Origin of the sequence: Acutalibacter intestini (genome assembly GCF_034334985.1) — a bacterium.
GTDB lineage: Bacteria > Bacillota > Clostridia > Oscillospirales > Acutalibacteraceae > Acutalibacter > Acutalibacter intestini.
Genome location: NZ_JAWXXL010000057.1, coordinates 1 through 14,935, shown reverse-complemented (window position 1 = coordinate 14,935; position 14,935 = coordinate 1). Strand labels below are relative to the sequence as shown.

General features: G+C 45.0%; 7 protein-coding genes and 2 pseudogenes. 7 read left to right on the top strand and 2 right to left on the bottom strand.

Annotated elements, in window-relative coordinates; all coding sequences use genetic code 11:
- Positions 1 to 104 precede the first annotated feature (104 nt).
- A pseudogene (locus tag U8U68_RS20365) lies at positions 105 to 314 on the bottom strand (transposase); the annotation flags it as partial.
- A gap of 104 nt (positions 315 to 418) precedes the next feature.
- On the opposite strand from U8U68_RS20365, the gene U8U68_RS20360 reads away from it, so the two are divergent.
- From U8U68_RS20360 to U8U68_RS20330, 7 genes are all read left to right on the top strand, one after another.
- A complete protein-coding gene (locus tag U8U68_RS20360) occupies positions 419 to 706 on the top strand; it encodes a hypothetical protein (RefSeq protein ID WP_322204085.1) in 288 nt (95 codons plus the stop codon).
- A 202-nt stretch (positions 707 to 908) separates the two neighbouring features.
- The gene (locus U8U68_RS20355) at positions 909 to 5,699 is read left to right on the top strand and encodes an S-layer homology domain-containing protein (protein ID WP_322204083.1); all 4,791 of its coding nucleotides are present in this window, start codon (positions 909 to 911) and stop codon (positions 5,697 to 5,699) included.
- Between the two features lie 361 nt (positions 5,700 to 6,060).
- Positions 6,061 to 9,591 (top strand): leucine-rich repeat protein, encoded by a 3,531-nt coding sequence (locus U8U68_RS20350; protein ID WP_322204081.1) that lies wholly within the window; start codon positions 6,061 to 6,063, stop codon positions 9,589 to 9,591.
- Positions 9,592 to 9,714: 123 nt separating this feature from the next.
- A complete protein-coding gene (locus U8U68_RS20345) occupies positions 9,715 to 12,417 on the top strand; it encodes a leucine-rich repeat domain-containing protein (RefSeq protein ID WP_322204079.1) in 2,703 nt (900 codons plus the stop codon).
- Positions 12,418 to 12,896: 479 nt separating this feature from the next.
- Positions 12,897 to 14,243 carry a Y-family DNA polymerase gene (locus U8U68_RS20340; protein WP_437124459.1) on the top strand — a complete coding sequence of 449 codons (1,347 nt, stop codon included), beginning with the start codon at positions 12,897 to 12,899 and terminating at the stop codon, positions 14,241 to 14,243.
- Positions 14,236 to 14,712 (top strand): hypothetical protein, encoded by a 477-nt coding sequence (locus U8U68_RS20335; protein ID WP_322204077.1) that lies wholly within the window; start codon positions 14,236 to 14,238, stop codon positions 14,710 to 14,712. Before U8U68_RS20340 ends, U8U68_RS20335 begins: the two co-directional genes overlap by 8 nt.
- Complete coding sequence (locus U8U68_RS20330) at positions 14,678 to 14,857, top strand: hypothetical protein (RefSeq protein WP_322204075.1); 180 nt, start codon at positions 14,678 to 14,680, stop codon at positions 14,855 to 14,857. The genes U8U68_RS20335 and U8U68_RS20330 overlap by 35 nt, the downstream gene beginning before the upstream one ends.
- On the opposite strand, the pseudogene U8U68_RS20325 reads toward U8U68_RS20330, so the two are convergent.
- A pseudogene (locus U8U68_RS20325) lies at positions 14,829 to 14,935 on the bottom strand (IS5/IS1182 family transposase); the annotation flags it as partial. The gene U8U68_RS20330 and the pseudogene U8U68_RS20325 sit on opposite strands and share 29 nt — an antisense overlap.

Sequence of the window (14,935 nt, the reverse complement as noted above, 5' to 3'; positions counted from 1 at the left end):
GTGGAAGATATTTCCCACAAAATCCAGTCATTTATGCGCAGATTACAGCATCATCCCTCTGCCGTTTCCAGTTTCTTCCTTCATCCTTCACTTTCCTATCTTTGCACGCAGAAGTAATAATATACGCTCTGCCATTTGGGATAATCACTGGGCAGCATTCGCCATTGGATTCCACCCTGCACCACATACAGCACTGCACAAAACACATCGTATAAATCGTACTCTCTTGGACGTGTCTTTTTCCGCGCTCCTTCCAAATCTTCTCGTATCTGCTCGTATTCTTCCCGGCTGATATCACTTGGGTATTGATGCATCCTGCCCTCATCTCCTGCACGTTTTCCCTTATTATCCCCTTTTTTGCACCTCTTGTCAAAAGTTTTTAAACAGGCTCTAAGGAATTAGAAATGGGGCAAGAAGAATGGCCTGGAATTGCAAGGTATGCGGCAAGCTACTAGATGACTCGGAAGAGTACTGCAGTTACTGCGGAAATCCTCAAAACCCCGAGAATGAAGCAGATGAAGCCGCAGAAAATGATCCTTATGAAGATGAACTGGATAATGAGGAATTGGAAGAGTACAGGAGACTAAAGCGTGATACGGATAAACTCATAAGCCAGTTTATCTCCTATCTTCGGATAATAGGTATCTTTCTTCTGATAGCAGAAATTGGTTTTTTGATACTTTTGTTGTATGGAGGTGGTATTTAGATTAATGTGAGCACGCCAAAAGAAAGCAACCCTCAGGGCCATTCTCGGCACCATTGTATGTTTTTTGCGAAATGCACTTTTACTATTCTATCTCCTTTTTTGAAGGTGGCTTTGAAAAGGCTCCAGTGCTCGATGAATCTCCGACAATATTCAGTTTTGTGTCAAAATCAAATTAGGAAAGGCAACATATGAGGTGATTACTATGAAAAAGCGAATGATCTCTATCGTACTGGCACTGTGCTTTGTAATCGGTTCGCTTCCTATCAGCGTGTTTGCTCTGGGCAAAGAGGCTGCGGTTCAAGCAGATAGTTTCCCCGAGACGCAAACGGCCCAGGAAATTTGGGACGGCTCTGTCGCAGATAGTTATGCGGGAGGGACTGGCTCATCCAGCGATCCCTATCTGATCAGCACCGGGGCACAGCTGGCTAGGTTTGCCAGTCAGGTAAACAGCGGTGCTGAGGTTTGGAAGGTGTATCAGCTTACAAACGATATCTATCTTAACGATGTCTCAAATGTTGAGGCATGGGATACAACTCCCCCTCAGAACCAATGGACGCCCATTGGCACATCGACAAATCAGTTCATGGGTTCTTTCTCTGGTAAGGGTTTTTGCGTCTACGGACTCTATATTTCCACCAGTGACAACTATCAGGGCCTTTTCGGCGTGGGCCAAAATAATGCAGGTATTTTCGATGTTGGTGTTGACAAGTCCTACATTAAGGGCGGAAGTCATGTTGCCGCTGTCTGTGGTCAAAAACTGCGTGGAGATATTTCTGGAAACCATGACCTATATGGGTGCTATAGTGGCGCAACGGTCATTGGGCAAGACGCTGTTGGAGGTATTGTTGGTTCGGCACCTGGCGATATGTTCGGCTATACTTTTCGGAATTGCCACAATACTGGTTCTGTCACAGGCAAGAACCTTGTTGGCGGGATTGTAGGATATTGCGACTCTGGAACAGTTTCCAGCTGCTACAATGTTGGAAATATAACTGGAAACGACCGAGTTGGTGGAATTGCCGGCAAAACAATTTATGGTTCTTATTGTTGGAATGTAGGAAAGGTTTACGGAGGAAACTGTGTGGCAGGTATTATTGGTGAGGCACCGTTCTATGGAAGTTCCTCGTCTTCAATATCATGCTCATTTAACGCAGGGGAGATTTCCGGAAGGGTTCATGTAGCAGGAATTGTCGGATATTCCGCAGTATACAGTTTTATGTATAACACAAGTATTTCGAACTGCTATAATATTGGCGAAATAAAAGGAGAAAGCAACTATGTAGCAGGAATAGGGCCAAGGTGTTTTAAGGACTGGTTTTCTGAAAGCGATGATATGTGTGTGTTTACCAATTGTTATAATACTGGTAACATTGTTTCCCCCAATGCGAGATTTAAAGGCCCTATTTTTTCAAATGGCACCAGGGGTGCATCAAAGAATTTGTTCTATTTGACCGGAAGCTGCGGTGAGAACTACAAAAATCCGTACAGCCAGGTGGCGGAAAAGAGCGCCGAAGAAATGGCTACTGGTGAGTTTGTTACACAGCTGAATGCAGGCGGTTCGGCGTGGAAGCAGGATACCGAGGGGTATAATGATGGGTATCCTATTTTGAATGGGATTGATTACAGTACATATGCAAAATACGCAATAACGGAAAAGGAAGACGTATCCTTTGCTGAAAGCACATATTATATAGATGTAGGCGAAACTATGACCATCTCGGCGGTTATTCCACAGGCTCTAAACATGGGCGCTTCTGATATCGATTGGACAATATCCAACAAAACCGTTGCTGCAATATCACAAGAGGCCCTGGTGCGAGATTCAGAAGTACAAGCTACAGCAGTGTTAACAGGTTTATCGCCTGGAAATACACAGATCACTCTTGTCTTATCCGATGGGAGAGAAGCAACGTGCAGAGTTGTTGTGAGTAGAAAGGTAGATTTTGACGTAAATATGTATCGAGCTGATAAGCTTTTGGATAACAACCTTCCATATAAGAGCGGCATAAAATCCATGTTGGAACTACAGACACCCTGTAATATTTTGGTTCCGCTTTTGCAAGAATCTGGATTCGATGATTCTGCAAAAGCCTGGAAATCTCTTACTGCTTTCTTCGACACTGTTGATAAGCCATCAAACTTGAAAGAAGTAATTGTGGAGAAGAAAGACATATATGCAGCAATAATTTTGCAAATGCTGGAAATTGATACCTCGCGTGATTATGGAATTCTCGATACATTTAAATCGGGAATAAAGGAAGCTAAATCTTGGGAGTCAGAAGTACGATCTATATTAAAAGCTAAATATGATATTGAGTTTACGACATCAGAGGCCTTTGAGTCTATGCCTCTTAGGGTAAAAGAAATCGTCCAAGAGTGCATGAAAGATATTTTCAAAAAGAAATATCCCAATATTACTTTTCTTGATGATTGCTTTTCCCATATGGGGACTTTTTTCGATGTGGTTGATGACTTTTCAACATATATAGAACGATGTGCGACTGTTGTGGAACTTGCAAATATGAATGAATCATTGAAAACGGTAGTCCGTACTATGTACAACAAATGCCCAGAAACAAATGTGGACTTAAAATTGGCTCTTTCCGATTGCAAGAGTATTGTTGACAGTAGCACTAACGATCTACTTATGAGGATGTACAATGACGGATGGAGTATAATAGGCGTTGAAATAGCGGAACGCCTCATCGATGAGCTATGGAAAGATATAAAGAAAGCCTGCAATGTGGGATTCCCGGTACTAGATATCTTTCTGGCTGCCTATAAAACTGGAAAATTTGTTTCAGAAAAAGTGTTCAACGCAGATAAACTTGTTGAACAGTATTTCAAGATGCTGGCTACACTTGACGTTGAATTGCTTGTTAAGAATGTGCATACAACTTTGGAGAATCAATATCTGAAGAGGCGGAGTTCCGAAAACGCAGCCACTTATTTGTCCTCTATTGATGTTATGTACACCAGTCGTGATGAGGACTGCATTAATGTGTATGATTTCATAGATGAATTGGATAGTGCTCTAATAAATCGCATAGGTGATTTTTTTGAAAAAAGCGGGGCTGATGCTAGAGATAGTATAAAGACAAGTATCAACTCTATCCAAAAAAGTTATGTGGTAAGTCATGAAACTGCTTTGACCTGTTGGATTAACCATCTGGAAGAGGACTATCCCAATACCGGCCTATATGAGAAATATCATGCTCTTTTTTCTGAAAGTGAAAACCGAATTGTAAGTAAAAAATATGTAGCAGCATGTCCTGTTGATCTTTATGTCTATGACATGGATGATAACCTTGTTGCATATGTGGTTGATAATAAGCCTTATTGCAATGGTAATATCACTGTAATTCTTGAAGATGACACAAAAACTCTATATTTCTATAACGATGAAGAGTACCGTATCGAGTATGTCGGAAACGATAAGGGGTCCATGGACGTTCAGCTTACAGAATTTGATTCAAATTCTAATGGCTTACGTGATGTTTATTTTTATGATATTCCATTGAATGATGGGATGACCTATAATACGGATGTTAATGGAAGAAAATTGGGTGAAATAAGCTATAGCATTCAGAACACGGATGGTTCTTCTATTGTGCCGAACCTGGATACTTATCAGCCAAAAGCGGAAAGGCAAACCATAAAATTGGTAAATGGGAGCGTCATAGTAGACGGAGAACTTTTTCTGGAAACCAAGGCATATCCAGATGAACAATTTGAGATATACGCATACGTCCCTGAAGGATATGAGTTCGTTGGTTGGACATCAAGTATAGGTACGGATGTGTTCTCAGATATTGGTTCTTATTCTACTACTTTGCGTGTTCCAAGTACAGATGTCACGATTGAGGCAGTTCTTAAGAAAACAAGAAGTTTTATTACGATTGACCCAACTGGAGGAACTTGTGATAAAGCTCGTATGGTTACAAATGTAGAAGGTAAACTGCCTTCTTTCCCCTCCCCCACCCGCCCCGGCTACACCTTCCTTGGCTGGTTCACCTCCCCCACCGGCGGCACCCAAGTAACAACAGATACAGTTTTTACCCAAGACACCACTATTTACGCCCACTGGCAGAAGAACTCCAGCGGCGGCAGTTCCGGCGGCTATCCCTCGGTTAGCTTCTACAACGTGGGTATCGAAAAAGCCGAGCATGGCACTGTTACCTCCAAGCCCAGCAGCATCTACTCTGGCGGCACTGTGACGCTGACCGCCACTCCAGATGAAAATTACAGGCTGGACAGCATCACTGTTACGGACAGTCAAGGCAAGGAGATCGAGGTCACGGAGAACGGTGGTAAGTTCACTTTCACAATGCCCAACTATAACGTGACTGTAAAAGCTGTGTTTGTACCTGTTCAAACCGCGACTCCCACACCAACACCCACTCCCACTCCGGTTCCCACCCAGGAGCCAACTCCCACACCCGCTCCCACAGCAGAGCCCTGGAAGAATCCCTTCCCGGATGTTAAGGATACGGAATGGTACATCAAGGCTGTGGAATTTGTCTGCACTGAGGGCTTGATGACCGGCTATGCGAACGGGAACTTTGGGCCCAACGATCAGATCACCCGTGCCCAGTTTGCTCAACTTTTCTACAATAAGGAAGGACGGCCCGGTGCGGAGGCAGGGCAGTTTACTGATGTAAAGCCTGGCCAATGGTACGCGGATGCCGTGAACTGGGCCGCGAAAAAGAACGTGGTCAATGGTGTTGGCGGAGGAAAGTTTGCGCCCAATGAGCCCATCACACGAGAGCAGATGGCCACCATGCTTTGGCGGTACGCAGGAAGCCCCAAGCCGGAGAAATCCAGTCTCAACTTTAATGACGCGGGCAAGGTCAGCGATTACGCCCGGGAGGCCATGTGCTGGGCCACGGAAAATGGCGTCATGAACGGCAAGGGCGGAGGAACGCTGGACCCGCTGGGCACCGCGAAACGCTGTGAAGTAGCGCAAATGCTTATGAACTACTTGACAAGCTGAGCGAAAGGAGGGGACGGCAACTGCCGCCCCCTCCCGTTCTTATTTAAGTATTGATATTTAAGGACTCAAAATTATTTTTGACAAAGAAGTATGATGCAAACTTTGCCTTGTCAGAATTTAAGATATTCGAGGGTCCAAACAACTTTAAAGAATATCAACAAACTAACATAATGTGTACTTTTTTATAAACTCATCTTTTCCCAAATCTGCTCCCACTCATTCGTGGCGATTTTGCATCTTTCCGCACAATATGCATTGATTTCTTGAACATTTTGTGGTAGACTTGCTATTAGTGGACGCACTCAAAAAAGGACATTTTAATAATGGAGCGCGGGATTATTCATTTGCTGGAGGTATCTGTATGACAAAGAAAATCATTTCTATCATATTGGCTTTTAGTATTCTATTCATATTATTCCCAAACACTGTCAAAGCTGATACCTATAAGGGGGAGGTCGGCTCATGTGGAGACAACGGTATATATGAATTTTCCGCAGATAACGGCAGATTTACTGCACATGGGACGGGAAATATGTGGGATTTTGATTTCCGCACCAATCCTCCGGCATGGAACAATGTAAAGCCCCAGATTACTTCCGTCATTGTACGCCAAGGCATCAATAATATTGGAGACTATTCTTTTTACAGCTGCCCTAATCTAAACAGTATACTTATAGACACTGGTGTAGCCAAGATTGGGAAATACGCATTTAGCAACTGTCCAAGCCTGACAACAGTTCAACTGCCTGATGGAATGACTGCAATTCTACAAGGTGCTTTTACTTCTTGTACAAACCTAAACAGTATTACCTTACCAGACAGCATACAGGAGCTTGGGCATGGCTCATTTAGAGGATGTAGTCACCTTGAAAGAATAAATATTCCCAAACAGGTCACTCGAATTGCCAATAATACCTTCGAGAACTGTTCTAGCTTAGTCTCCGTTGAGATTCCTACTGGAGTCACTGACATAGGTATCTCGGCTTTTCATGGATGTACAAGTCTTACGAGCATACATATCCCCGAAGGTGTTACAAGAATAGAATGGAGTGCGTTTAATGACTGTTCCAACTTAACTACGGTTTTTCTTCCGGAAAGCCTTACCCAAATAGGTGTGGATGCATTCTCAAACTGTAGCAATCTCATAGATGTATATTATGGGGGGGCGAAAGATCAGTGGGATGCTGTCGCAAAGGATCAACCTATATTCGACAATTGTTCGCCTGTCATCCATTATGCAGGCGAAGATACAACACCCTCGCCATCACCACAGTTATATACTGTTACATTTGACCCAAATGGTGGGATTGTTAACACAACGAATAAAATTGTTACCAAAGGACAGCCATATGGGGTACTCCCAACTCCAGTTCGTAGTGGCTATATGTTTACCGGGTGGTTTTCTGCTTCCGCAGGTGGAAATCAAATCACGTCCAGCAGTATAGTAGTGCTTTCGTCAAATCAAACTCTTTACGCTCACTGGAGAAAGACGACAAAATTGCCCACTCTTTCCGACCTTACATATCGTTTTTCTAATTCTTTGGGAGGATTTGACTATTCCAGTAACTATCGAGTACCCCTGTCAAGATACCAGCTTATGTTTGGGGATACCAGCTTGGCAAGAGTATACTACAACCAGAATAAGACGTGGCAGGGAAGCTGTTTTGGGATGTCCAGCACGGCGAATATGTTTTTTGAGGAAGACAAAGGTATTAAAGCCTCTTACTTTAGGAAAGATGCATCGGTTCCGCGTGATTTGAGCATAGGTGACCGATGTGTCGCATGGGGCTTATCTCTGCGAGACTTTATTGAAGCAATGCAAATCAGCCAGTATAACGCGATCATTCAAGAAGACTATCGAAGAACAAGGAACAAGTTGGATGACCTTTGTAGCGCCGTTCGTCATTTCAAGGAAACAGGACAAGACCCCGTAGTTATTGCCGTAATGGGAAAAAGTACCGGTCACGCAATTGTGGGATATGATTTGATTGATGTCAGCAGTACACAAAGTCAGATACTTGTATATGACTGCAACTACCCTGAAACTAAACGGTATATCACCCTAAATAGGAGCGGCGGAAGTTATACGGGGTGGTATTACAATATCAACGATTCGATCCCGGTTGGAAGCGGGTACTCAGGAAGCTGGATCTCCTATGTAAATGCTACCAGTTACAAACAGGTGTGGAATGAACGGAAGGGAGCGGGAAATGTGAACCTGCTTACCATGAATACTGAGGACGCGGTGATCCGTGACGATGAAGGAAATATTGCAGCGACACTCCAAGATGGCGAACTGCATACAGATCGAAATGACATATACCCGATGGTGCTGGTAGGAACCACGGCAGATGGAGATTCATCAGAACATTCTGGCATTTCTTTATGGCTGCCCTCAGACGAAATTTATACCATCTCAAACACAGGAAATTCTTCAGAAAAATTTGAGGTATCCATGGTCAATGTGGACCAATCTGCAGCGGTGACAACCAGTGCAAGCCAGGTGACTTTGGGAGTGGATGATAGTCAAAAGCTCAACTATGTTGAGTTGGAAAAGGGCTCGGGCAAGGCATATGAAATTGTTCTGGATTCCTCATTGGATATGGGATATAAGGAAGTTCAACTTCAAGGGTCCTCTAGCAAGGGCATAGTCGCTTTGGCTCAGATTTCCGGAAAGCTATATGCGGACGGTCAAGCAAACGCTGTATTGACTGCGGACGGATCAGAGATTCCTCAAAGCGCAATAGCCGGCTCCGCACTCCAGGCAGTGGGCGGTCATGAAACGTCACGCTTTGAAGATGTGGGTCCGAACGAATACTATTCTGATGCGGTGGCCTGGGCAGTCAGTGAGGGAATCACCTCGGGGATTAGCACAACGCGATTTGGACCGAATCAGTTTTGCACTAGAGGACAGATCGTCACATTTCTATGGCGGGCCGCAGGTGAACCTACACCCAAGACAAACCGGAACCCCTTTATGGATGTAAGTCCCTCTGATTACTTCTATAAACCAGTACTGTGGGCGGTGGAGAACAACATAACCACTGGAACTGACTCGACTCATTTCTCCCCAGCAAAACCTTGTACCCGCGCCCAAGCGGTAACTTTCCTCTGGCGCGATAAAGGAATGCCAGTTTCCATGGGACAGAACCGTTTTTCTGATGTGCATAGCGGCAGCTATTATAGCGGTGCCGTATGTTGGGCTGTAGAACATGCCATAACCTCTGGCGTGAGTACCTCACGGTTTGCGCCAGATAGCAAATGCACCCGGGCTCAAATTGTTACATTCCTGTATCGTGCAGCAAAAGTGCCGGAAACCAAATCCACATGGAAATCCGCTTACTGCTCCATGCTTGATAATATTTACTCGAACTGCCCGAATGATGATGTCCGATTCCAGCTGGTTTATATTAGTGATGACAATATTCCGGAACTTGCTGTTGGATATAATACCTCTGGAGCCGATGGAAGGCATTGCCTATATACCTACCATGAAGGTCAAGTGAAAGAATTGGGTAAATTCGGAAATTATGGAAGTTTTAAGTATGTTCAATATGGCAACACGGTCTACTCTCCAAGTGGTCGCATGGGTTCATACCGGCACGAGTTTTTTGACATTTCGGATGGTAGAGCAGAAGTGATCCACCGTCTGATAGTGCGGGATCCTCAAGCAAATGGGTGGTATTACGAGTTGGACGGAAATCATGTTTCGGAGTCCGCGTATAGAGCTGCTGGCGAATCTGCCATCGCCGGGAGGAATTTTGTGGAGGTTGATTATCATAAGGGATTTCAGATAAACACAATCACGCTGTCCACCTTGCGCAATGAACCCGATAAACTGGTAGTGTTGGGCACACCTTCAGTTCCCCATCTGATCACAGAAAATGGGTAACCATCAAAAGGTATATTTAACACATTGTCATATGAACTCAACTGGGCACCGGCGTATAAAAATGTTTTGGAAAATCACAAAATTTATTTTGCCAATAGGATAAAACAGGGTGGTAATATAGCTATGAAAAAAGCATTATCGATTTTGCTAGTGGTGTTGTTGACATTGGCTTTAAATGGGTGTAATAACTCAAATCTGGAAAAGATTCAGACAACTACATCTGAACAGAGTGACGTAATACATGAACAAGAGATTGTAGCTAGTGACAACGATTATGAATTTGCGGAGATGCATGATTTTGGCGTAATGTGCGAATCGTCTGGAACTTTTTGGTCTACTGCTAGACAAACGGGAACAAATGTGGAGTACTATATTGCTTTTGATTCAGATAAAAATACACTTTGCATGATTCCTTCTGAAAACACAGAAGTCCTTTCCCCTTTTTATGATGGACTTGCTGCAGTACGTGTAGATGGAGGCATTCAACTCATTAACACTGATGGAGAAGACGTTTCTCATGAATATCTTAATTCAGAGAATGAAGTTTTTCTCTATATCTGTGAAGATTCTACAGGGATTACTATTTGGACGGCAGAGGATATTGAAACGTATGCATCTTATGATACGGTTTTGCGGGCAAAAAGCATAGATGGAACAATAAAGCAATCTTGGAATTTTGATGAACTTAGTTCTTCATTCTATGATTCAGCAAATGATTTATCGCACGGTGTAAGTAAAAGCCGATTTAAGTATTTAGGAAAGGGATTCTATTGCATATATAAACCCTCAGATCCTTACTCGATGACAAATAGTAGATTTATTTTTGATGTGAGGAGTGGAAATGTAAAGAATATTGGAATAGCTTATGGATATTCACCACTAGATGACGAGATAATAGCGGTTACAGCGCCGAATGACAATGCCCGCCATCATACTGCGTTTGCCGCATACAATATAACTACTGGTGAACTTGCCTGGGAGATTACAGCATATACAAGTTCTATTTATGAGATGAATGAGGTTGACTATACCAATGGATATGGTTTTTCCATGGGTATAACAGAGGACCACGAAAAATATGCTGGCTTTTTTGATGATAAAGGGCACATGGTAGTTGACTTAATGAGTTCGATACCAGAGTTGTATGACAATACAATTTTTATAGTGGACGCTTGTATGTTTAAGGATGTAGAGTATGGTATAATTACTGTTGTCAATGAAAGAGGAAATGCTTATGTTACGCTTATAGACAGGGAAGGAAATATGCTCTTTGAGCCTATACGAGGACATCATGGATTCGAACATTATGATTACCAGGTCAGGCGTCCTTATTCCGATGACTTTTTTTGTCAGGCCGTTTATTCTCGGTTGCCGGTTATTTTTGGAGAAGACGGAACTATTTACATGATATCTGCTAGCGGGGAAGAGACTATACTTCCAGATGGATTACGGTATGCCCAATATTATGATAGAAAATATTACTATATCGACGATGGGTGCATAATGGTGGACAGCTATAGTGAAGACACAGGGTTTTTAGAAGCTGGCACCACGCTCACGGAGACAAGTATTGCCGCGCCTACCTCTGGACCGAAATTAGCGGCCTCCCCCATGAAAGACTTTGTCATTGAAAATGGTGTGCTGAAAAAATATGTGGGCTCCGGTGGCGATGTGGTGATACCAGACAGTGTTACTTCTATCGGAAACTGGGCATTCTCTGACCACACCAGTCTGACTAGTGTAATTATACCAAACAGCGTTGCCTCTATTGGCGAAGGGGCGTTCTCTGGCTGTAGTGAGCTAACAGCAATACAGGTTGATTCTGGAAATGAAACCTATACTACATCTGATGGGGTTTTATTCAATAAGCCAATGAGCGAACTTATGCAATACCCAGCAGGCAAACAGGACTCCTCGTATACCATTCCTGACAGCGTTAAATCTGTTGCAGATGTGGCGTTCATTTTATGTGACAAATTGACTAGTGTGAATATCCCAAATAGTGTTACTTCTATCGGATACGGAGCATTCTCTGAATGCACCAGTCTGACGAACGTGATTATACCAAACAGTGTTGCCTCTATTGGCGAAGGGGCGTTCTCTGGCTGTAGTGAGCTAACAGCAATACAAGTTGATTCTGGAAATGAAACCTATACTACATCTAATGGAGTTTTATTCAATAAGCCAATGAGCGAACTTATACAATACCCAGCAGGCAAACAGGACTCCTCATATACCATTCCTGACAGCGTTAAATCTGTCGCGGTGATGGCGTTCATTTCATGTGACAAATTGACCAACGTGAATATTCCAAACAACGTTGCCTCTATTGGGGGGAATGCATTCAGTGGATGTACGAGACTAACCAGCGTAACTATACCCAACAGCGTTACCTCTATTGGGGAGTGGACGTTTAATTACTGTACAGCTCTGACCAGCGTGACTATACCCAACAGTGTTACGATTATTGGGGAATATGCGTTTCGATCCTGCAGTAGCCTGACCAGTGTAACTATACCCAACAGTGTTACCATTATTGAGGAATATGCGTTTGATTCTTGCAGTAGCCTGACCAGTATGACTATACCCAACCACGTTACTTCTATCGGGAAGTGTGCATTCTCTGACTGTACCAGTCTGACCAGCGTGATTATACCAAACAGCGTAGTCTCTATTGGGATGGGTGCATTATATGGATGCCCCAACCTGCAAGACGTGTATTACGGTGGCCCAGAAGCCCAATGGAAAAGTATAGATATTGGGGATATCAACAATGAGGCTCTGAGAAATGTTGCTATTCACTACAACAGTAGCGCACCACAATAAAGGCGGAAGTGGTATTATGAAGGTTTACCTAATTTAAATGCCGGCTCTGCTGGTCGGTCACGAGGCTATAGGCAACACCGCACAAAGGCTACACTAAGCCGAATAGTATCGTGCGATACGTCCCCACAGATGTTCAATTTGATATTGATTGCATATCACTAACAAATTGTTATAAGAAAAGGTAAAGAAACATTAAAGTACTGAAGTTACTGGCAATGAAGTGAGTTTCTAAGGACTATAATCTACTAAATGAGGGACCCCCTATCAAGTGAGGGGGTTCCTCTTTTTTTGGAGATGCGGAGTGAAATATCATGTGAAATTGTAGTAGTGTACCACTAACCATGCACCACATCTTGGGAGAAACGAATTGGAAAAAATACTCCCTTGCAATCGAACGCGCGTTCTGCTATAATACAGAAAATACGTTCGGTCAAGGAGGTGGTCTGAATGGGTCAATACATCTGCATTGACCTAAAGCGATGAGCTTTTATGCGTCATGTGAGTGCATCGACCGCGGCCTTGACCCGCTGACCACCAACCTGGTAGTTGCGGACGAGAGCCGCACGGACGGGACGATCTGCCTTGCGGTATCACCGTCACTCAAGGCCCGGAAAATCTCAGGCCGAGCGCGGCTGTTCGAGGTCAAGCAGCGACTTCAGCAGATCAAGAACCTGACCGGCGAGGAAGTCCACTTTATCATTGCTCCGCCCCGGATGCAGCGGTATTTGGATGTTTCGGCTGAGATTTACAGTGTGTATCTCAACCATATTGCCCCTGACGATCTGTACGCCTACTCGGTCGATGAAGTGTTCATTAACGCAGAGCCATACCTAACCCTCTACGGCATGAATACCCATGAGCTGGCCATGACCCTGGTGCGGGACGTGCTGGCCACCGTGGGAATCACTGCCACGGCTGGCATCGGTACGAACCCCTATCTTGCGAAGGTTGCGATGGACATAGTGGCGAAGCATATACCCGCCGACAAGGACGGAGTCCGCATAGCTGAGCTGGACGAGCAGAGCTACCGGGAGAAACTATGGGCCCATGAGCCCCTGACAGACTTCTGGATGATTGGCGGCGGCATATCCAACCGGCTGGCGAAGTGGGGCATCCACACCATGGGCGACATCGCCCGGCTGAGTCTCACCAATGAGGATCTATTCTTCCGGGAGTTCGGCGTGGACGCAGAATTGATTTTGGATAGAGCATGGGGAGAAGATTCCGTGACCATGTGGCACATCAAGAACTACCGCTCCGCCACTAAATCCTTCAATGAGGGCCAAGTACTCAAGTGCGGGTATGACTATGAAAAGACCCGGATCGTCATCCGGGAAATGACCGAGCAGCTCATCAACCGGCTGGTGGACAGCGATATGGTGGCCGAGGGGCTTACCATGTACATCAGCTACGACTGGCATGAAACGGCTGACGGGGCCTACTCCGGCCCCACAAAGGTCAACTACTATGGCAAGACAGTTCCGAAGTCGGCCCACGGCACTGCCAAGCTGGGCGGGCCCACCGCCTGTCCCAGCCGGATTATGGCATCGTCCATGGAACTGTTTGAGAAGATCATGAATAAACAGCTCTGCTCCAAGCACCTGGGCGTGAGCGCGATCCGGCTCTCCCGAGCCTCCGAGGTGCCAGCGCAGATGGGCTTTTTCACAGACCTGGGCAAAGAGCAGAGAGAAATCGACTTGGTGAGGGCCACTCTCCAACTGAAAAAGAGGTTTGGCAGAAGCGCGGTTTTCAAAGGCTGCGACCTGCTGGATGGAGCCACCACATTGGAACGCAACGGGCAGATAGGAGGTCATAGAATTGGTTAATCACCCATATGAGGACATTCTGTATATCAAGCGGCCACCGCTAAAGCACCCGAAAATGCCGGTGGAGAACCGGGCCAAATCTTACGCCCCATTTGATGCACTTCGAGGTTTCAGCCTTGCATTGCTCACAAAACAGGCTGAACGGCAGATGGTCACCCGAATCATGCTCTCCGACGATGCCCAGGAGCAGCTCGACCGCAAGCTACACATGGTGCAGTCCGGGGACAAGATAGCCGTCACCTATTTCTGCTTGGAACGAGTGATTGGCGGTCTGGAGTTGGGCACCTACATCCGGGAGACAGGCGAGGTTGAGGATATAGATACGCAGACAGGCATCCTGTTTCTCTCAACAGCCTGCGTCCCCATCCAAGAAATCATAGAGATAGAGAGTGACGCCTTTGGCGATGGATATGCCGACCAGGAGGTGGAGCCAGATGCAGAGCCAGACGAAACGGAAGCAGTATGTTGAGGTCATAGCGACCCACCACATCGACGGCAGCGTCCGGCCCCAGCAGATCATCTTTGCCGCAGGGCCTATCTTCGATGTGGAGGACGTGAAGGGCGTGACGAAGGTTAAGAATCTGTTTAGCATCTATTTAAGAGCAGACGAATAAAGGCAAGAGAAAACATTTGAAAAGAGTTCTGTAATTTACGTTCGCAGTTTTTCCAGAGTCTCCGACATTTGTCGAGCC

Excerpts from the sequence above, each read along its gene's own strand:
- U8U68_RS20360 (WP_322204085.1), top strand. The coding sequence starts at position 419 with ATGGCCTGGAATTGCAAGGTATGCGGCAAGCTACTAGATGACTCGGAA.
- U8U68_RS20355 (WP_322204083.1), top strand. The coding sequence starts at position 909 with ATGAAAAAGCGAATGATCTCTATCGTACTGGCACTGTGCTTTGTAATC.
- U8U68_RS20350 (WP_322204081.1), top strand. The coding sequence starts at position 6,061 with ATGACAAAGAAAATCATTTCTATCATATTGGCTTTTAGTATTCTATTC.
- U8U68_RS20345 (WP_322204079.1), top strand. The coding sequence starts at position 9,715 with ATGAAAAAAGCATTATCGATTTTGCTAGTGGTGTTGTTGACATTGGCT.
- U8U68_RS20340 (WP_437124459.1), top strand. The coding sequence starts at position 12,897 with ATGAGCTTTTATGCGTCATGTGAGTGCATCGACCGCGGCCTTGACCCG.
- U8U68_RS20330 (WP_322204075.1), top strand. The coding sequence starts at position 14,678 with ATGCAGAGCCAGACGAAACGGAAGCAGTATGTTGAGGTCATAGCGACC.